The sequence below is a fragment of the Pedobacter cryoconitis genome (genome assembly GCF_014200605.1).
Taxonomy (GTDB): Bacteria; Bacteroidota; Bacteroidia; order Sphingobacteriales; family Sphingobacteriaceae; genus Pedobacter; species Pedobacter cryoconitis_B.
The window spans coordinates 602,764-620,654 of the sequence record NZ_JACHCE010000001.1; the positions used below are offsets into that span (position 1 = coordinate 602,764).

Annotated in this window: 17 protein-coding genes; 9 read left to right on the forward strand and 8 right to left on the reverse strand. The window is 37.9% G+C overall.

What is annotated here, in order from left to right; genetic code table 11:
- Positions 1–32 precede the first annotated feature (32 nt).
- Complete coding sequence (locus HDE68_RS02825) at positions 33–1,919, forward strand: beta-N-acetylhexosaminidase (protein WP_183878691.1); 1,887 nt, start codon at positions 33–35, stop codon at positions 1,917–1,919.
- Between the two features lie 119 nt (positions 1,920–2,038).
- On the forward strand, positions 2,039–2,662 hold the full coding sequence (locus tag HDE68_RS02830; RefSeq protein ID WP_183878693.1) for a hypothetical protein: 624 nt from the start codon (positions 2,039–2,041) through the stop codon (positions 2,660–2,662).
- Here the strand turns inward: HDE68_RS02830 and HDE68_RS02835 are convergent, their stop codons facing one another.
- Both HDE68_RS02835 and HDE68_RS02840 read right to left on the reverse strand, forming a co-directional pair.
- Positions 2,663–3,262 carry a hypothetical protein gene (locus HDE68_RS02835; protein ID WP_183878695.1) on the reverse strand — a complete coding sequence of 200 codons (600 nt, stop codon included), beginning with the start codon at positions 3,260–3,262 and terminating at the stop codon, positions 2,663–2,665.
- Positions 3,249–3,746 carry an RNA polymerase sigma factor gene (locus HDE68_RS02840; RefSeq protein ID WP_041884888.1) on the reverse strand — a complete coding sequence of 166 codons (498 nt, stop codon included), beginning with the start codon at positions 3,744–3,746 and terminating at the stop codon, positions 3,249–3,251. The genes HDE68_RS02835 and HDE68_RS02840 overlap by 14 nt, the downstream gene beginning before the upstream one ends.
- Positions 3,747–3,906: 160 nt before the next feature.
- Between HDE68_RS02840 and HDE68_RS02845 the strand changes: the two genes are divergently transcribed.
- From HDE68_RS02845 to rpmA, 4 genes are all read left to right on the forward strand, one after another.
- Complete coding sequence (locus HDE68_RS02845; RefSeq protein WP_183878697.1) at positions 3,907–5,292, forward strand: dicarboxylate/amino acid:cation symporter; 1,386 nt, start codon at positions 3,907–3,909, stop codon at positions 5,290–5,292.
- A gap of 38 nt (positions 5,293–5,330) precedes the next feature.
- Entirely contained in the window at positions 5,331–5,843 is a 513-nt protein-coding gene (locus HDE68_RS02850) for a hypothetical protein (RefSeq protein WP_260171593.1), read from the forward strand.
- 86 nt (positions 5,844–5,929) lie between these two features.
- A complete protein-coding gene (gene rplU / locus HDE68_RS02855) occupies positions 5,930–6,241 on the forward strand; it encodes a 50S ribosomal protein L21 (protein ID WP_183878699.1) in 312 nt (103 codons plus the stop codon).
- Between the two features lie 60 nt (positions 6,242–6,301).
- Positions 6,302–6,691 carry a 50S ribosomal protein L27 gene (gene rpmA / locus HDE68_RS02860; RefSeq protein ID WP_183878701.1) on the forward strand — a complete coding sequence of 130 codons (390 nt, stop codon included), beginning with the start codon at positions 6,302–6,304 and terminating at the stop codon, positions 6,689–6,691.
- A gap of 74 nt (positions 6,692–6,765) precedes the next feature.
- Here rpmA and HDE68_RS02865 read toward each other — a convergent pair whose 3' ends face one another.
- Positions 6,766–7,125 carry a helix-turn-helix domain-containing protein gene (locus tag HDE68_RS02865; RefSeq protein ID WP_183878703.1) on the reverse strand — a complete coding sequence of 120 codons (360 nt, stop codon included), beginning with the start codon at positions 7,123–7,125 and terminating at the stop codon, positions 6,766–6,768.
- 189 nt (positions 7,126–7,314) lie between these two features.
- Here HDE68_RS02865 and HDE68_RS02870 point away from each other — a divergent pair, with 189 nt between their 5' ends.
- Complete coding sequence (locus HDE68_RS02870; RefSeq protein ID WP_183878705.1) at positions 7,315–8,280, forward strand: response regulator; 966 nt, start codon at positions 7,315–7,317, stop codon at positions 8,278–8,280.
- A 17-nt stretch (positions 8,281–8,297) separates the two neighbouring features.
- On the opposite strand, the gene HDE68_RS02875 is transcribed toward HDE68_RS02870, so the two are convergent.
- The 3 genes from HDE68_RS02875 to rnr are packed head-to-tail and all read right to left on the reverse strand — an operon-like array spanning position 8,298 to position 12,569.
- The gene (locus HDE68_RS02875) at positions 8,298–9,266 is read right to left on the reverse strand and encodes a polyprenyl synthetase family protein (protein ID WP_183878707.1); all 969 of its coding nucleotides are present in this window, start codon (positions 9,264–9,266) and stop codon (positions 8,298–8,300) included.
- Between the two features lie 7 nt (positions 9,267–9,273).
- Positions 9,274–10,428 (reverse strand): carboxypeptidase-like regulatory domain-containing protein, encoded by a 1,155-nt coding sequence (locus HDE68_RS02880; protein ID WP_183878709.1) that lies wholly within the window; start codon positions 10,426–10,428, stop codon positions 9,274–9,276.
- 8 nt (positions 10,429–10,436) lie between these two features.
- The gene (gene rnr, locus HDE68_RS02885; protein WP_183878711.1) at positions 10,437–12,569 is read right to left on the reverse strand and encodes a ribonuclease R; all 2,133 of its coding nucleotides are present in this window, start codon (positions 12,567–12,569) and stop codon (positions 10,437–10,439) included.
- Positions 12,570–12,761: 192 nt separating this feature from the next.
- Here rnr and HDE68_RS02890 point away from each other — a divergent pair, with 192 nt between their 5' ends.
- On the forward strand, positions 12,762–13,637 hold the full coding sequence (locus tag HDE68_RS02890; RefSeq protein WP_183878713.1) for a mechanosensitive ion channel family protein: 876 nt from the start codon (positions 12,762–12,764) through the stop codon (positions 13,635–13,637).
- A gap of 9 nt (positions 13,638–13,646) precedes the next feature.
- Here the strand turns inward: HDE68_RS02890 and HDE68_RS02895 are convergent, their stop codons facing one another.
- Positions 13,647–15,365 carry an ABC transporter ATP-binding protein gene (locus tag HDE68_RS02895; protein ID WP_183878715.1) on the reverse strand — a complete coding sequence of 573 codons (1,719 nt, stop codon included), beginning with the start codon at positions 15,363–15,365 and terminating at the stop codon, positions 13,647–13,649.
- Between the two features lie 62 nt (positions 15,366–15,427).
- Between HDE68_RS02895 and HDE68_RS02900 the strand changes: the two genes are divergently transcribed.
- Positions 15,428–16,741, forward strand: coding sequence for a nicotinamide mononucleotide adenylyltransferase (locus HDE68_RS02900; protein WP_183878717.1), 1,314 nt, complete (start codon positions 15,428–15,430; stop codon positions 16,739–16,741).
- A gap of 76 nt (positions 16,742–16,817) precedes the next feature.
- On the opposite strand, the gene HDE68_RS02905 is transcribed toward HDE68_RS02900, so the two are convergent.
- On the reverse strand, positions 16,818–17,852 hold the full coding sequence (locus tag HDE68_RS02905) for an LLM class flavin-dependent oxidoreductase (protein WP_183878719.1): 1,035 nt from the start codon (positions 17,850–17,852) through the stop codon (positions 16,818–16,820).
- Positions 17,853–17,891 lie beyond the last annotated feature (39 nt).

Sequence of the window (17,891 nt, forward strand, 5' to 3'; positions counted from 1 at the left end):
CAATGAACCAAATATAAACTTGAATCAAAATCATGAAGAAAATCATTTCAGGGCTTATTCTGGCCTGTGTAACTTTAAGTGTAAAGGCGCAGACAGATGAAAACTTAGGTATTATACCTGCACCGGTGTCCATAGAGAAAAAGTCTGGCGTTTTTAAGCTGGATAAAACTGTGGTACTGGTTTCTAATGAAACATCCAATGCAGCGACCGCTGATATTCTTAACTCTTATATCGCCAGTCAGGGTGGTTTTGCATTGAGAACATCTAAAGCGGCAGCAACTAATGAGCGTGCAATTGTATTGAGCTCTGTGGGAGCTGAAAAGTTACCTGCCGAAGGATATCAGTTACAGGTTACTGCAAGAAATATTACGGTGACTGGTAAAGGTGCCGGTTTATTTTACGGAGTACAGTCACTGATGCAGATGATGCCTGAGAAAAAAGGTCAGGAAATTGATGTACCTGCCAGTACCATCAAAGATTACCCAAGATTTCAGTACAGAGGTATGCACCTTGACGTAGGAAGACATACTTTCCCTGTTTCTTTTATCAAGAAATATATTGATTTAATGGCTGCTTATAAACTGAATAACTTTCACTGGCATTTAACAGAAGATCAGGGCTGGAGAATAGAGATAAAAAAATATCCTAAGCTGACTACTGTTGGTTCAGAAAGAAATGGTAGTGTAGTAGGTCATCACCCTGGTGTTACGACCGATAATACTCCTTATAAAGGTTTTTATACGCAGGATGAAGTCAAAGAGGTTGTAGCTTATGCCACAAGAAAATTTGTGACTGTAATTCCTGAAATTGAATTGCCAGGACATAGTTCTGCAGCAATTGCTGCTTATCCTCAGTTGAGCTGTTTCCCGGACAGAGATACTTTTGTAGATCCTAAAACACCCTGGGCAGGATCAAGAAAAGGAAAACAGGTTCAACAGCAATGGGGTGTTTTTGATGATGTATTTGCGCCAACAGAATATACTTTTAAATTCTTAGAAGATGTGCTGGATGAGGTCATGGTATTATTTCCTTCAAAATACATTCATATCGGTGGTGATGAAAGTCCAAAGGAATACTGGAAACAATCGCCTTTCTGTCAGCAGCTGATTAAAGAAAAAGGGTTAAAAGACGAGCATGAACTGCAAAGCTATTTCATACAGCGTATAGAGAAATATATCAATTCTAAAGGAAGATCTATTATTGGATGGGACGAAATCCTAGAAGGTGGTTTAGCTCCAAATGCGACAGTGATGTCATGGCGTGGTGTAGAAGGTGGTATCGCAGCTGCAAAACTAAACCATGATGTGATTATGACTCCTGGAAATCAAGGTTTATACTTTGATCATGCACAGTCTAAATCAAGTGGTGAACCGGTTAACATTGGTGGAAATTCTCCTTATTCTGTCGCTTATGCTTATGATCCTGTCCCTGAAGTTTTATCAGCAGATCAAAAGAAATTTATCAAAGGCGTACAGGCCAATCTCTGGACAGAATATATTGAAAGCCCTGAAAAAGCAGAGTATATGATTTTGCCAAGAATGTTCGCCTTAGCTGAAATTGCATGGACACCCCTGGACAGGAAGAACTTTAAAAACTTCTCTGAAGATAGAATCCCATTGCACTTAGCACGTTTAGATAAAACCAATACCAATTACTGGGTTCCTGTTCCGGTAGGACAGTCTGATAAAGAGATTGACGGAGAGAACATTACAATCGATTTGAAAGTGCCGGTTAAGGGTGCTAAAATTTATTATACTTTAGATAACACAACCCCTTCTGATGTTTCTAATCAGTATCGTTCTCCGCTAAAAGTTAATGTACCTAAAGGCACTAAACTTTTGTTGAAGACTATTGTGATTACGCCTAAAGGAAAACGCAGCGTAATTTCAGAAACTCCTTTAAATAACGGGGCGAAGTAATTTTTTCGTATCCCGGTTTATTCAGAGCCTGTTTGAAATTCATTAGTTGAATTTTAAACAGGCTTTAAATTTGGTTCAAATGCTTTTTTAGCATAAATTGCTGGAATAAAATGCACCAGATGAAACGACTTCCATATATTTTACAGCAGTCTGCACTATGCGCAGGACTCTTGTTTGTGTTTGCCTGTAACCGTAATCAGCCGGTTAAAATTTCTCCGCCGGAAGATACCACAGCAGTGGTTAAAAAAACAGCCGGAGCTTTTCCTTTTCATAAAGATATAGTCATCAAACCAGGACTCCATTTTGAAATTTTAAGCTGGGGGAAAGGGGTAGACAGTCTTGGAGGTTATCTGATCCTGATGTCAGATTCCACAAAAAATAATTATAAATCTTTTTCTGTAGAACGCAGCGGTGTGATTACTGATGCCTGGAATATGGATATGGACAATGACGGAAATCCGGAATTGTATATAGAATTGCAGAGCAAAAAGAATGTGAAAGATCTGAATGTTTATGAGTACAATGGCAGCTTTAATAAAATCAGTTTCCCGCCATTAAGTGCTAAAATGAAAAAGATTTATGATGGAAATGATCAGTTCATCCAAAAGAACGGAGAATTATTCAGAACATTTCCGATTGTTAACTCTTCTGATTCCACACAAAAAAACGGAGCTTTAAAAACGCTGCATTACAGCTTGCGGGGAAATAGCTTCTCTGTAGATGAAGTTAAAGAACAGAAGTAATTACTCCTGTTCTTTAAACTGCGCACTGATCCTTTCAAATTTCTCAATTAAAAGGTCAATGCGCTCTTTTTCTTTATTCATATAAGACTTGCGCAGAATCGTAGCGCAAAAAGCCATCCAGAGCACCGTAAAAAGAACGATTGCTATTTGCACCCAGGTATTCAGTTGGTTTAGTGTTTCAAAGAAAAACAGAATGAAACCTACTGAGATTGCAGCAGCATAAAACCAGTAAAGTTTATTGTACAGATTGAAACGGCTCAATTGATATTCATGGAGTTTTTTCAGAAATGCACCCGGATGTTCTGTAAAATCGTTACGCGAAATCAGGCGGTGTTCCCTGTATAATATTAAGGTATAAATGGCTACTGCCAGTACAATGATTCCTATTCCCAAAAAGGTAGCCCATGAGCTGAAATCAAAGCAGATCAGTAAGGAACTAATAGCCAGGAAAGAAATAAACATTCCTCCAATATTAAACAGCGATTTGGTACGAATGGAATTCACCTCTTTTTTTGCCTGATTCAGCATCTCGTCTGAGGTGATTTTTACCTCCACAGAATGAGATTGCCAAAGAGACTGTATATTTTCAAATTCTTGCATGATGATTGTATAATTCGGTGAGTTTTTGTTTTATCCGGTGAATCTTAACTCTAAGATTCCCTTCACTGATTCCTGAAATTTCGGCTATCTCATGATAGGGAAGCTCATCAAGAACCATGGTAATAATTAAACGGTCGTTTTCTTCTAATTTGGATATTGATTTATATAACAGAGCCACCTGCTCGTTTTTCTCAGAGAATTCTTCCACTCTGTTCTCAATAATATTTTCCGTTAGTTCGTCTTTAGCCTGTCTTTTCTCTGAACGGAGATAAGTAAGACAAGTGTTTACTGCGATACGATAGATCCAGGTAGAAATCAGTGATTTCTGTCTGAATTTATCCAGATTTTGCCAAACCTTGAGGAAGGTCTCCTGTAATAAGTCATTTGCTGATTCGGCATCTCCCGTATAACCATAGCACAAATGGAATATTTTCTTGGAGTTCGTATCGAAGATTTGCTTAAATAAGATGTCTTTCTGATCCAATTGCGTTGTTCTTTTTGTTGTTTGACGAGGTTAATACTGAATTGTTACAGCAAAAAATCGTTTTGAGATCCCTGCAATGATACATAAATGGATTAGCCCATTCTGAAAATAAGTTTATTATTGTAGTTTTACGCTCGGAAAAAACACACAACCAAATATAATGTCAAAAAACAACAGATTAACATTCTTTATATTTTTAGCACTGATACTGGGCGTTGTCTTGGGTTATGTATTAAATGTAAACTCGTTTCAGGAATATAACGACAAGATTACGAATGCAGATGCGCAGATCAAAGCATTAGATGTAAAGATGGGTGGAAGAACAGATACCGCTTCCGTACAGTACCTGCAGCTGAAAACACAAAAAGCAGAAAACGTTAAAATCAGAAGGGAAAATGAAACTGTAAGAGAGAAAAAGCTGGAACCGCTTACTTTATTAAGTGATATTTTTCTAAGATTAATTAAAATGATTGTTGCGCCTTTGGTTTTTACTACGCTGGTAGTCGGTGTAGCTAAAGTAGGGGATATTAAAGCCGTAGGAAGAATTGGTGGTAAAACGATGCTCTGGTTTATGAGTGCTTCTTTATTATCACTTTTTCTGGGAATGATCATGGTCAATATATTCAGACCTGGTGAAGCTATGCATTTACCACTTCCAAGCAGTCATGAAGATACAGGTATTCATAAAGTAGCTTTATCTATGAAGGACTTTATAGCCCATATTATACCTAAAAGTATGACTGAGGCCATGGCGACCAACGAAATCCTTCAGATTGTAGCTTTCTCGCTGTTCTTTGGTGTAGCCACTGCGGCAATTGGTGAAAAAGGTAAAATCATTATTGAGTTTTTTGATGCTGTTGCGCATGTGATCTTAAAAGTAACCGGCTATGTCATGAATTTTGCCCCATTCGCAGTTTTCGGTGCTATGGCAGCTATTATAGCGAAACAGGGATTAAGTGTATTGTCTACTTATGCGTTGTTTATTGGTGAATTTTATTCTACTATGCTGCTCTTATGGTTATTGCTGATTCTGATCGGTTATATGATTCTGAAAGGAAGAGTATTCAACCTGATGAACAGGATGAAAGAGCCGGTAATTGTCGCATTCAGTACAGCGAGCAGTGAAGCGGCTTATCCAAAAACTATGCAGCAGCTGGAACAATTTGGCTGTAAAGATAAAATTGTGAGTTTCGTATTACCATTGGGTTACTCATTTAACTTGGATGGTTCAATGTTATATATGACCTTTGCGTCACTATTTATTGCACAGTCTTATGGTATTCATCTGTCGTTTCAGCAGCAAATTACAATGCTGTTAATCCTGATGTTAACCAGTAAAGGTATTGCGGGTGTCCCAAGAGCTTCATTGGTAGTGATTGCAGGTACTATAGCTACTTTTAATATTCCTGAGGCTGGATTAGCATTATTAATAGGTATCGATCCATTACTTGATATGGGCAGATCAGCGACTAACGTAATCGGTAATAGTCTGGCTACTGCTGTGGTCAGCAAGTGGGAGGGAGAGCTTACAGAACCTCTGGATTAGAATTTGAGATTACCGGATACAATTAATATACATTAAAAATGATGAGTACCAACGCGAAAAAAATATTTTTACTGCTCACTATAGTAGTTCCTTTTCTGGCCTACTGTGTGTTTTATTATATGCCTATTATTAAAAATGCACCTTTCAGATCGGATGAGTTTGTCTCTTTTCAGTTCAAATGGGGTGAAGGTAATAACCTGATCAATTCTTATGATTCTGCTACTGGTGATTATCAGTATCTGAATTCAAAAGATTCCCTGATCAAAACCAATGTGAAGTTAAGGGATAACGATATCATTTATCTGCATAATAAAGCAAGTGAACTTGGTTTCTGGAATTTTCCGGATGTAATTTCCAATGCAGGTACTGACCTGAACAAGTCTAAAGTGCTGCGTTATGTGATGCAATTCAATTATAAACGCAAAACTAAAAAGGTGATTTTTGTGACTGATTATAACGATATCGCTAAATTAAGGGATGTTGCCAAGCAAATGAAGACCCTTTTAGAGCAGAGTATTAATGATGCCCAAGAAAGATATAGTAAGAAATAGTAATTCATTATGAATTTATAAATATATATTCTATATTTGCACCTCGATAAAAAAAATAAACAATTTAAATTACTAATTATTTAACAATGTACGCAATAGTAAATATAGCAGGACAGCAATTCAAAGTTGCAAAAGACCAGCACCTTTTTGTACACCGTTTGCAAGGAGATGAAGGCGCTAGTATTGAATTTGACAATGTATTGTTGGTTGAAGACGGAGGTAATATCTCTGTTGGCGCCCCTTTATTATCAGGAGCAAAAGTTTCAGCTAAAATCGTGTCTCATTTAAAAGGCGATAAAGTAATCGTTTTCAAAAAGAAACGTAGAAAAGGTTACAAAAAGAAAAATGGCCATCGCCAGTATTTCACAAAAATCCAGATCTCTGGTATCAGTTTATAATTAGTTGTTAAACAAAAATTATCAGTTTTATAACTGTTAGTTGATAAAATATAAAACAAAATGGCACATAAAAAAGGAGCCGGTAGTTCGAGAAACGGACGTGAGTCTCATAGTAAACGCTTAGGTATCAAAATTTTTGGTGGTCAGGAAGCAATTGCAGGAAACATCTTAGTACGTCAACGCGGAACTAAACACCATCCTGATAAAGGCGTAGGTATTGGTAAAGACCATACTTTATTCGCTCTTGTTGCTGGTACTGTAGTTTTCAGAAAGAAACAAGATAACAAATCTTACGTTTCTATCTTACCTGCAAGTGTAATTAGCGAAGTTGTTGAAAAAGCTGCATCTACTAAAAAAGTAGAAGAAGCTGCTGCTCCTGTAGCTGAAGCACCTGCTAAAAAAGCACCAGCTAAAAAAGCTGCTAAAGCTGACGCTGCTCCAGCAGAATAATCTTTAGAATATATTACAATAAAAAAGCCGCAACGTTTTCGTTGCGGCTTTTTTATTAGCCTTTTTATGGTTCTTTAAGAAACGGCTATTCTTGTTTTTATATTTTGAAGTTCGTTTTCCAGTTTTTCTAAACACAAAGAAAAATTTTTAAGATTTGCCTCCAGTTCATTCATCAAATTTGTTACAGGAATAACAGACTGTTTTGCAGTGCTGTCATCTTGTCCGTGTAAAAGCCACTCATAACTTTTGTTGTAATGTCTGGAAAGGGCGTAAAGCGTATGGAATGAAGGATATTGATTACCGAGTTCAATTTGAGAATAATTACTCCTTGACAAATTCAATAAATTAGCTACATCAACCTGAGCATAAGCTCTTTCTAGTCTAAGTGACTTAATCCTCTTCCCTAATATTTTCTTTGATAGAATTTCTTGCATAAATAATATTTTTTTTGTTGGTTTGTGACTTTATTCTATTGGTGTAAAAAGACAATTATCGAACCATTACATCCGCGAGTATAAATTAGTTATCTTTATAGGGCGATCTGGAGATTTAATTAGGTAGTTAAATGTTAAAAAAAAAATAAATGAGTGCTTGTATTTGTGTCATACTAAAGGAAATCAACTATGAAGCTTAGTGCTTATTGTGATTGTTATACCGATAACTCTTATTTCCTTTTTAATAAAAAAAATCACATTACTTTTTTCAACATCCATTCCATAGAAAAAATAGGGTATTTTTTAGTCAAAAATCCCACTATTGGGGAATCCTTTGTGGAAATCATTTCACAAAAGTATGAACGGGCTTTTTCAGAACTGGTTGCTGAGTGCTTTGAAGGGAAATCTTTTAGTATAGAAAAGCGGCTAAAAGTAAAAGATATGGACGATGTGCTCTTGCAGATTGTTTTGACACCGGTATTAGCAGACCTGGAAAATCCTCAGGTTGCCTGTACAATTATTGACAGTAACAGGAAATCGAACCAGATGAAGCTGCTGGATGAATATTCACATCTTGCTTCGCATGATCTCCGTGCCCCGATAACGAATATACTAAGTTTATCAAGCCTGATGAACTTTCCTGATATGGAATCATTTGATACAAGCAGGATAAAAGACCTGTTAAGGGATATCAATTACCAGGCAGAAAAACTGGATGATATCATTAAAATGCTAAATAACCTGATCAACAAGGAGCAGGGCGCAGATGGTTTTGTAGCAGATCCTACCAAAACAGATTCCAAACATATTATGCTGATTGATGATGACTCGCTGACTAACAGATTGCATCATATGATAATTACCAAATATAATAAGAACAGAAGGGTAGTTCAGTTTGGCAGTTCAACACATGCCCTGGATTATCTGAAAGAAAATAAGCCGGATCTGATTCTGCTGGATCTGAATATGCCGGAAATAGACGGATGGACTTTTTTAAAGCTCCTGGAGGAACAAAAACCTGATGTTGATGTAGTTATCATCTCATCTACAATTGATCCGGCAGAGCGGACCAGAGCGCAGTCCTATAGGTCAGTTAAGGATTTCCTTACAAAACCCTTAACCTACGACAAAATTAAACATCTGGTAGATAACTAGTACGATAATTTTCAAGCTTATTGCTCTCTGTCGAGCAATGATTCTGCAAGCTGGATAAGTTCCTGTTTTCTACCGGCCTCAATACTCACTTTTTCTAATGCTGTAAAAGCGATATCAAGGCTGCGTTTCATTTCCGTAACTGCAAGCTCTCTTATTTTGTACTTGTTATATAACAGCGTAATTGCTTCTATTTTGGCAGGGTAATCAGTATTTGGATATTGTGACTCCAGCAAGGTCAGGTCATCCTGTTGCGCAAGTTCTTTGAGCTTAAGCAATAAGAAAGTCTGTTTATTGGAGATAATATCACCGCCAACCTGTTTGCCAAATTTAACCGGATCACCATAGACATCAAGTATATCATCCTGCAGCTGGAATGCAATTCCGAAATTTTCACCAAAATCATAAAGATGATTGGCATCTTCATCGCCTGCTCCGCCTACAATTGCACCGAGTTTCATTGCACCACCTACCAGTACTGCCGTTTTTAAACGGATCATATTGATATACTCTACAATGCTGACATCTGTCCGCTGTTCAAATTCCATGTCAAGCTGCTGACCCTCACAAACTCCCTGAGCTGTCGAGTTAAAACAATGCAGGGCATTTTTAAGAATACCAGCATCCAGGTTAGTCAGGTGTTTGTTGGCTTCAACCATCATCACATCACCACTTAGAATCGCATTATTTACGCCCCATTTAATATGAACAGTATCCTGTCCCCTGCGTAAAGGTGCATTGTCCATAATATCATCGTGGATCAGCGTAAAATTGTGAAATGTTTCAATGGCCAATGCTGCTTCTATTGCTTTTGTCGCATCAGTATTAAACAATTCACTCGAAAGCAGCAGCAATACCGGCCTGATCCGTTTACCGCCAAGACGCATAATATAGCTGATCGGCTCGTATAATTTTGATGGAAGGGCTGGATATTCGACCTTTTCGATCGCTTTTTCAATTAATTGTTGTAACTCAAAAATGGTATGCATTATTTTCTTAATGTGGTGTTTTTTCTAAAATTTCTATTGCTGCCTGTTCCTTTTCAGTTCTTTTGATCCCCGGGTTTTTCTTCCAGAAATCTTTATTATAAGTCATTGCGCTGACCAGGTTACTGTCATTGATATTTGAACTTACTTTTTCCAGGTTGTTTTTATTGATGCTGTCATCGTCTATCATGTAAAGGGTAGTGTAAAGATCCGTATTCTGAACCCCGGCACCTGGCATTTTTAACCTGTTTATCGAGTTGAAAACAGCATAATCCAGCACATTATCTCCTTGTTTGTTCAGTCTGTACTGTGCTATAAACTCTGTTTCCTTATTTTTTATGCTTACCTGTCCACTGCTCTTAAAAGACATCCCCTTAATTACCCCTTCGATTTTAAGGACATTATTGGTAACGGTATTTATATAATAAGCACCTTCAAACCTTTTATCCTTTAATTCCCGTTTAGGCGTACAGTTAATCTTTGCAATTTCTTCTCCATCCTGCAGGTAAGTACCGGCAAGTTTAAAAGTATAAAGAGAATCTGCTTTTCTCAGCAGCGGTTTTTGATGGAATGAATTTGCCAGATAGCCCGACAAAATGAAGGTAATAAAACTTGTATTGGTATATGAAATACCCTTTGTACCCTGCAGATGACGTGCTTCTGTCGGATACCAGCCAGTCAATCCATAAGGTTTCCACTGGGCATCCAGCCATATCTCATTCAGGTAAACTGGTTCGTTGGCTTCATAAGCGATTTGTCTTAAGAAAGCTTTACCAAAATTAGATTTATTGTAAGCTTTTAAAGCTTTATCAGCAGCATTCTGCATGATGGTAACTGCCGGATTACCGACAATTACCTCTTTTAAAGTCATGACCCGGGGATCAAGTGCTATTTTTAGTTTCTCACCGGTAGTTTTAACTTCAAAGCTACCGCCTGCATAATTCAAATGGGTAATCAGCAGATGGGCAGGTAATGCAGAAACAGTCAGTTCAAACTCACCATTTGCATTCGTTAAAGTACTTTTCTCATCTTTCACCTGTACAGTGGCAAAAACGACAGGATTACCTGTGTTTTTTTCTACCACAATACCCGAAATCTTTTGCTGCGCTAAAACGCATACTGAAGAAAACAAAAGCAATAAGAGAAAAGCGCCCGGTTTATACATCTTATGATCTAGTCCTGTACCAGTGCAAAATCAATCTGGCGTTTAGACAGATCTACCCGTTTTACCTTGACTTTGACTTCATCACCTAACTGATATTTCTTTTTCTTGCGCTGACCTACAATACAGTAATTCTTTTCGTCCAGTACATAGAAATCATCAGCGATATCTTTCAGTCTGATCATTCCTTCACATTTATTCTCAATCAGCTCGACATACATCCCCCATTCAGTTACACCAGAAATTATTCCCATGTATAACTTGCCGACATTGTCTTCCAGATATTCTACCTGTTTGTATTTAATAGAAGCACGTTCCGCATCAGCAGCACGTTTTTCCATCGCAGAAGAATGAGATGCCGCAGTTTCATATTCATCCTCATTAGCAGAGCGTTCTCCGTTAAGATAAGCGGCCAGCAGGCGATGAACCATCACATCAGGGTAACGGCGGATAGGAGAGGTGAAATGTGTATAATGATCAAAAGCCAAGCCATAGTGACTGGTTTTTTTAGTCGTATAAACTGCCTTTGCCATAGAACGGATAGCCAATTGAGTCAGCACATTCTGTTCTTTTTTACCTTCTACATCTTCCATCAGAAAATTCAGGGATTTTGCAATATCCTTATCCGATTTCATGTTGATCTTGTAACCAAAACGGGCAGCAAATAAAGCAAAGTTACCCAGGTTTTCAAGATTTGGAGAATCATGGGAACGATAGACAAAAGTATATTTAGCCTTTCCTTTTCCTTTTTTAGCAATAAATTCAGCTACCTTTTTATTGGCAAGCAACATAAAATCTTCAATCAGTTTATGCGCGTCCTTACGCTCCTTCACGTAAACCCCAATAGGTTTTCCATGGTCATCCAGCTTGAATTTTACCTCGGTACTTTCAAAACTTATGGCGCCATTTTTAAACTTTCTGTCCCTTAAAATATAAGCAAGCTCATTTAATTTAAGGATTTCTTCAGCATAGTCACCTTCCTTATTTTCTATAACTTCCTGTGCCTGCTCGTAGCTGAAACGTCTGTCAGAGTGGATGACTGTTCTTCCGAACCATTCTTCTATAACATTAGCCTGCTCATCCAATTCAAAGACAGCTGCAAAGCAAAGTTTATCTTCATTTGGACGTAGGGAACAAACCCCGTTACTTAATCTTTCAGGGAGCATTGGGATTACCCTGTCTACCAGGTAAACAGAGGTAGCTCTTGAATAAGCTTCTTTGTCCAGATACGATTTAGGCTGTACATAATGAGAAACGTCGGCAATGTGTACACCAACTTCATAATTGCCGTTTGGCAGTTTTTTGAAGGATATCGCATCATCAAAGTCTTTTGCATCTGCAGGGTCAATGGTGAAAGTTACCGTTTCGCGGAAATCCCGGCGATCTTTCAGGTCTTCTGCTGTGATCTGCTCCGGAATTTCATTGGCTTCTTTTTCTACCTCAGGAGGGAAAGATAATGGAAAACCATATTGTGCAAGGATTGCATTCATTTCTGTATTATTCTCTCCCTGCGTGCCCAGAATGTTAATGATTTTACCAATAGGGTTTTTTGCGCCTTCCGGCCAGTCGGTAATTGCTACCTGTACCTTTTGCCCGTTTTTAGCACCATCAAGATCGCTTAACGGTACAAAAATATCATGCAGCATTTTCTTGTCATCGACAGTCACAAATGCAAAACGGTCAGATATTTTGATTACACCAATAAAATCCGTTTTTAAGCGCTGTATAATTTCAACGACTTCACCCTCGTTTTTTCTGCCCCTTTTTTTAGCGTAGATATAAACTTTTACTTTATCCCCGTTCAGCGCATTGTGCAGTTTACGGGCTGAGACGAACACGTCCTTTTCAAACTCATCATCCGGAACTATAAAAGCTGCACCATCGGCAGTCATATCTACTTTTCCAGTGATAAATGTTTTTAAATCTTTAAGCTTGAATTTTCCTTTTTGAGGTTCTGTAAAAACACCTTTATGTGCTTGTTCTTTCAGAATCTCTAAAATGGTTTCTCTTGCTTCATCATCTTTTATGTTGAGTTTGGCCGAAACCTGTTTGTAATTCAAGGCTTCATTATTGCTATTCTCTAAAACATCACTGATTAACTGAGTTAAGACGAGTTTTATTTGAGAAGATTTCTTTTTTGCCATAGTATATTTGTCAATATTCCGAAGGTAACACTTTGAAATGATTTATGAAGCCTCAGAGGCCATAAATCCAATATTCAGGCCCTTTAACGGCATTAGTGATTTGTATAATTGTAATTTAAGCCGGAGATTTAGGGGCGGCCCAAATATTTGTTATTTATTTAAGAAGGGTTCAAAGACAGGAGAGATTTTAAAATGATAGAAGAAAAACAGCGGAGTACAAGAAAAGAATTTCTGATGATCATCATCAAGACTATGATTTTCTTTGTACTGGTTTATTTTGAATTTTACCAACCGGTAATGTTTATAGCCTATCCTTTCATCGCATTGACCGCTCATGCTTTTAGGGTATTTCTTGGTCCGAGCGTTACTGTTTCATTTCTCCGGCTGATTATTATCTACTGGTATATTAAAAAGCATCGTTTTAAATCTACGATCAAGGATAACTTCATTTTAGGGATTAACAGAATTGTTTCTATCCTCAATACCGTATTCGCGGTTATCGCCATCATGATCTGGATGGGGATACAGCCGCTGCAATTTTTAACGAGTATTACGATCGTTGCAGCTGCCATTGCGGTAACTTTTAAGGACTATATTACCAATATGATTAACGGACTGATCATTATGTTTTCAGATCGCTTATCACTGGGAGATCATATCCGGGTAAATGATAACGAAGGTAAAATTCTGGATATTACGCTGATTAATATGATTCTTCAGAATGAAGATAATGATATGGTGATCATCCCCAATTCAGTTGTTTTCAGTTCGGTTATTATCAACCAGTCCAAACAGAATATTAAGAAATTAAGTGTGGAATTTGAAATAGCACTTCATTTTGGCTATACACCTGATTTTCTGGAGAAGCACCTGTATCAGGTTGTAGATGGGTTTAAAGCTAATATTGTTTCCAGCGGACTGACTATAAAAACACTGGCAATCAATAAAGATATTGCCAGGTTTAAAGTTCAGGTACTATTAAATAATTATGATAAGCTGAAAGAAAGAGAAATCAGAAGGGCATTAAATACAGCTATTATCAAACTGGCTGTACCAGAAAAAATATAATTGAACAGGCTATGCTATAAGTTCTGATTTTCCTGGAATTGCCGCGATTAGTTTTTTCGTATACGCTGTTTGGGGCTGCTCATAAATGATTTCGGGAAAATCTTCTTCTTCTATTTTTCCTTTATTCATGACAATCATTCTGTCTGAAAGGTGTTTAACTACAGCAAGGTCGTGGGAGATGAAGATATAAGTCAGGCCCATTTCCTGTTGTAGCCTTCTTAGTAAATTTAAAACCTGGGCTTGTACAGAAACATCCAGTGCAGATACTGATTCATCACAGATAATCAGCTTAGGCTGGAGTGCAAGCGCACGGGCTATGACTATCCTTTGCCGCTGACCTCCTGAAAATTCATGGGGATAACGGTCAAAATGTTCCGGTTTCAGGTCTACCAGCTCCAGCAAACGTTGTACATGGGCTTTACGTTGTTTATCCGTATCAAATACCCCATGGACCATTAAAGGTTCCATCAGTGCATTCCCTATGGTGAGCTGTGAATTCAAAGAAGAATAGGGGTCCTGAAAAATGAGTTGTATATCTTTTCTCAATTTTCTAAGACTGCCATTTTTTAAATGAGTGATGTCCTGTCCTTCAAAAAATACAGCTCCCGAAGTAGGTTCTATCAATCTGAGAATACTTCTGCCCAAAGTAGTTTTTCCGCAACCCGATTCCCCGACAAGGCCTAAAGTTTCTCCGGGATACAATTTGAAACTTACATCATCAACAGCCTTAATGATATTTTTAGCACTGCCAAATAATCCCTGTCTGACCGGAAACCAGGTACATAGGTTTTTAACTTCCAGCAGTGGGGCCTCATTATACAAAACCGCTCTTCTGCTATCAATTTCCTGTTGCGTATAACTATTGACTGCCAGTAAATGAGCAATAGGTTCATCTTTATCCTGTTGAAGGAAATCAGCTATTACAGGCAGTTTTTTGAGCCGGTATAAAGGTGAAGGTCTGCAGGCCAGTAAACCTTTGGTATAAGGATGCTGAGGGTTTTTGAAAATCTGGAGCAGAGAACCCTGTTCAACAATGGTTCCTTTATACATCACCGCAACCTCATCGGCAATTTCGCTGATTACTGCCAGATCGTGGGAGATGAAAATCATTCCCATATTCCTTTCTTCCTTTATTTTTAACAATAATTGCAGAATGGTTTGCTGTACAGTAACATCCAGTGCTGTAGTTGGTTCATCAGCAATTAAAAACTCCGGATTACAGCTTAAAGCCATGGCAATCATTACTCTTTGTTTCTGACCGCCGGAAAGCTGATGCGGATAAGTGTCGAAAACAGTTTCGGGACGCGGAAGCTGTACTTCATTAAAAAGTTCAATTGCTTTTTCTCTTGCGGCACTTTTACTCAAGTGCTGATGGAGCATAATCGCTTCCTGTACTTGAAAACCACAGGTAAATACCGGATTCAGAGAAGTCATGGGTTCCTGAAAAATCATGGCAATTTTGTTGCCCCTGATATTATTCATTTCCAGGTCGGGCAAAGAAAGCAGATTAGTCTCGTTGAAAAGGATATTTCCTGTAACCCTGGTGTATGCCGGGTCATGTAAACGCATGATTGCAAATGAGGTTACTGATTTTCCAGAGCCTGATTCACCAACTATTCCTAAAACACGGCCTCTTTCGGCTTTGAAACTGATTTGGCTGACTGCAGTATTCCAGGAATGATCTTCCTGATTAAAAAATTGGATATTTAGATCAATTACGTTTAACATTTTGCTACAATATAGATAAAAAATTTAAACGGCTTCTTCGGTTTTTCTGCTATTTTTGCAAAATGGAAAGAGAAATTCTTGATACCAAGCGTAAAGCCCTGAATATTAATTTAAACCCTGATATTTACGGAACTTTTGCTGAGATCGGGGCAGGACAGGAAGTAGCACGTAATTTTTTTACTGCAGGTGCGGCTTCAGGAACAGTTGCCAAAACTATGTCTGCCTATGATATGACTTTTAGTGATGCGATCTACGGCGTAGAAGAAACCGGAAGATATGTGAGTCAGTCAAGGTTAACTAAAATGCTGAACCATGAATTTGGTTTACTGACAGAGCGTCTTCATGGAGAGAAATACGATAACAGGAGCTTTTTTGCTTTTGCGGATACAGTAACTACCCTGAATTATAATAAATCAAATGATCCTCACGGATGGATTGGTATCAAATTCCAAACCGAACCTGGCGGCGAACCTAATGAGATATTTTTCCATGTGCGTTTGCTGGATACTGATGCTGCACTTCAACAGAATGTACTGGGCATAATTGGTGTTAATCTTGTTTATGCGGCCTTTTATTACCATACAGATCCTAAAAGGATGGTGGAGTCACTTGCAGATAACCTGACCGTAGGTTCTGTAGAAATAGACCTGATTTCGGTAAGCGGACCAGCCTTTAAAAATATTAATAATATCCTGCTGAACCTGTATCTGATTGTGAAAGACTTTTCGGATGCAGCTATTTTTGATTCACTTGGAAACCCATGTTTGCCTAAGGATCTTTTGTACAAAAAAGACATTATGATTTTGCGGACAAAATATGCGCAGAAGTCTTTGCCGAATTTTAGTATGTTCAATAAGGCTGTGGATCAGTTCAAAAGAACAGAGGATGTAAAAAAAGATAACCTGAGTGTTTTAATTGAGGTCTTGTTATCCAATGTGCTGACCGCAGATGAAGAAATCCCGGAAAATATTGATCTTGAAGCGGTGGCTTTACGTGCCGAAGAATTATGTAAAACTGGTAACCTGGTTATTGTTTCCAATTTTGCAAGACATAATAAACTGGCTAAATATCTGGACAGGTGTAAACCGAAAAGTGTAGGGATTTCAACGAATATCAATAACCTGAAATTTGTATTTAATTCTCATAATTTTGGGGAAAACTATTCGAGCATGCTTTTAAGTTATGTAAGTGATATGTTTACCAAAAATGTAAAGCTTTTCGCTTATCCTTTTCTTGATAAAAAATCAAATAAAGTTATTACGACCGTAAATATGCCCGTTACACCTGAAGCGAAGCCGTTATTCGATTTCCTTATTTTGAACGGATATATTACTGATATTAAAGAATACAGTGAAACTGACGTGAAAACTGTATAGTAAAATTCATTCTGAATGAACTGATAAAAAGGCAAATCAAATTAAACTGATTTGCCTTTTTTAATATCTGAAAAGACTATTTCTTTAGTGCTTCTCTTACTTTTGGAGCTATTTTAGTTCCAAAGATCTCAATTGATTTCATCATATCTTTATGCGAAGGGGCGCCAATGTCCATATGTGCAGCAAAGCGGGTTAAACCAAACATTTCCTGTACATATAAAATCTTGTCAATCGCCTGTGCTGCATCCCCAACAAATAAAGCTCCCTCTTTTTGTCTGCCGTAATCAAACTGATATTTAGTATAAGGAGACCATCCTCTGGATCTTCCAATTCTATCCATCTGGCCTGCATACAAAGGATAATATTCGGCAGCTATCTCATCACTGTTTTCACCAAAAAATGCATGTGCATGTATACCCACCTGAAGTTTTGCTAAATCATGTCCTGCTTTTTTGTATTCGGAGCGGTATAAATCAAATAAAGGTTTAAACTGAGCCGGACTTCCGCCAATAATAGCGATCATTAAAGGAAGACCCAGTACACCTGCTCTGACTACAGATTCAGGAGTGCCACCTACGGCGATCCAGATCGGCAAATGATCATTTACAGCTCTTGGCAATACCTGCTGATTGTTTAGAGGCGCTCTGAATTTTCCATTCCAGGTAATCGTTTGCTGTTGATTGATTTTTAACAATAACTCTAGTTTTTCTGTAAACAGGCCATTATAATCATCCAGATTATAGCCGAATAAAGGAAATGATTCAATAAAACTGCCACGGCCAGCCATTAATTCTGCACGGCCATTAGACAGTAAATCGACCATAGCAAAGTTCTGATATAGTTTTACCGGGTCCGAAGAGCTGAGTACACTCACTGCACTTCCCAGTTTAATATTTTTGGTTACAACAGCAGCGGCTGCCAGTAATATTTCAGGACTTGAGACTGCGTAATCCGGACGATGGTGTTCACCTATCCCGAAATAATCCAGGCCCAGCTCATCCATTAATTTAATTTCTTCAATAATCTCGCCCAGTCTTTGTTGTGCAGGTTGAAATTTATTTGTTATTGGATCAACACGTAAATCCCCGAACATACTAATACCTAATTCCATAATTACCTCGTTTTTAAATCTTATACAAAGTTAACCCGG

Excerpts from the sequence above, each read along its gene's own strand:
- HDE68_RS02825 (WP_183878691.1), top strand. The coding sequence starts at position 33 with ATGAAGAAAATCATTTCAGGGCTTATTCTGGCCTGTGTAACTTTAAGT.
- HDE68_RS02830 (WP_183878693.1), top strand. The coding sequence starts at position 2,039 with ATGAAACGACTTCCATATATTTTACAGCAGTCTGCACTATGCGCAGGA.
- HDE68_RS02835 (WP_183878695.1), bottom strand. The coding sequence starts at position 3,262 with ATGCAAGAATTTGAAAATATACAGTCTCTTTGGCAATCTCATTCTGTG.
- HDE68_RS02845 (WP_183878697.1), top strand. The coding sequence starts at position 3,907 with ATGTCAAAAAACAACAGATTAACATTCTTTATATTTTTAGCACTGATA.
- HDE68_RS02850 (WP_260171593.1), top strand. The coding sequence starts at position 5,331 with ATGATGAGTACCAACGCGAAAAAAATATTTTTACTGCTCACTATAGTA.
- rplU (WP_183878699.1), top strand. The coding sequence starts at position 5,930 with ATGTACGCAATAGTAAATATAGCAGGACAGCAATTCAAAGTTGCAAAA.
- rpmA (WP_183878701.1), top strand. The coding sequence starts at position 6,302 with ATGGCACATAAAAAAGGAGCCGGTAGTTCGAGAAACGGACGTGAGTCT.
- HDE68_RS02865 (WP_183878703.1), bottom strand. The coding sequence starts at position 7,125 with ATGCAAGAAATTCTATCAAAGAAAATATTAGGGAAGAGGATTAAGTCA.
- HDE68_RS02870 (WP_183878705.1), top strand. The coding sequence starts at position 7,315 with ATGAAGCTTAGTGCTTATTGTGATTGTTATACCGATAACTCTTATTTC.
- HDE68_RS02875 (WP_183878707.1), bottom strand. The coding sequence starts at position 9,266 with ATGCATACCATTTTTGAGTTACAACAATTAATTGAAAAAGCGATCGAA.
- HDE68_RS02880 (WP_183878709.1), bottom strand. The coding sequence starts at position 10,428 with ATGTATAAACCGGGCGCTTTTCTCTTATTGCTTTTGTTTTCTTCAGTA.
- rnr (WP_183878711.1), bottom strand. The coding sequence starts at position 12,569 with ATGGCAAAAAAGAAATCTTCTCAAATAAAACTCGTCTTAACTCAGTTA.
- HDE68_RS02890 (WP_183878713.1), top strand. The coding sequence starts at position 12,762 with ATGATAGAAGAAAAACAGCGGAGTACAAGAAAAGAATTTCTGATGATC.
- HDE68_RS02895 (WP_183878715.1), bottom strand. The coding sequence starts at position 15,365 with ATGTTAAACGTAATTGATCTAAATATCCAATTTTTTAATCAGGAAGAT.
- HDE68_RS02900 (WP_183878717.1), top strand. The coding sequence starts at position 15,428 with ATGGAAAGAGAAATTCTTGATACCAAGCGTAAAGCCCTGAATATTAAT.
- HDE68_RS02905 (WP_183878719.1), bottom strand. The coding sequence starts at position 17,852 with ATGGAATTAGGTATTAGTATGTTCGGGGATTTACGTGTTGATCCAATA.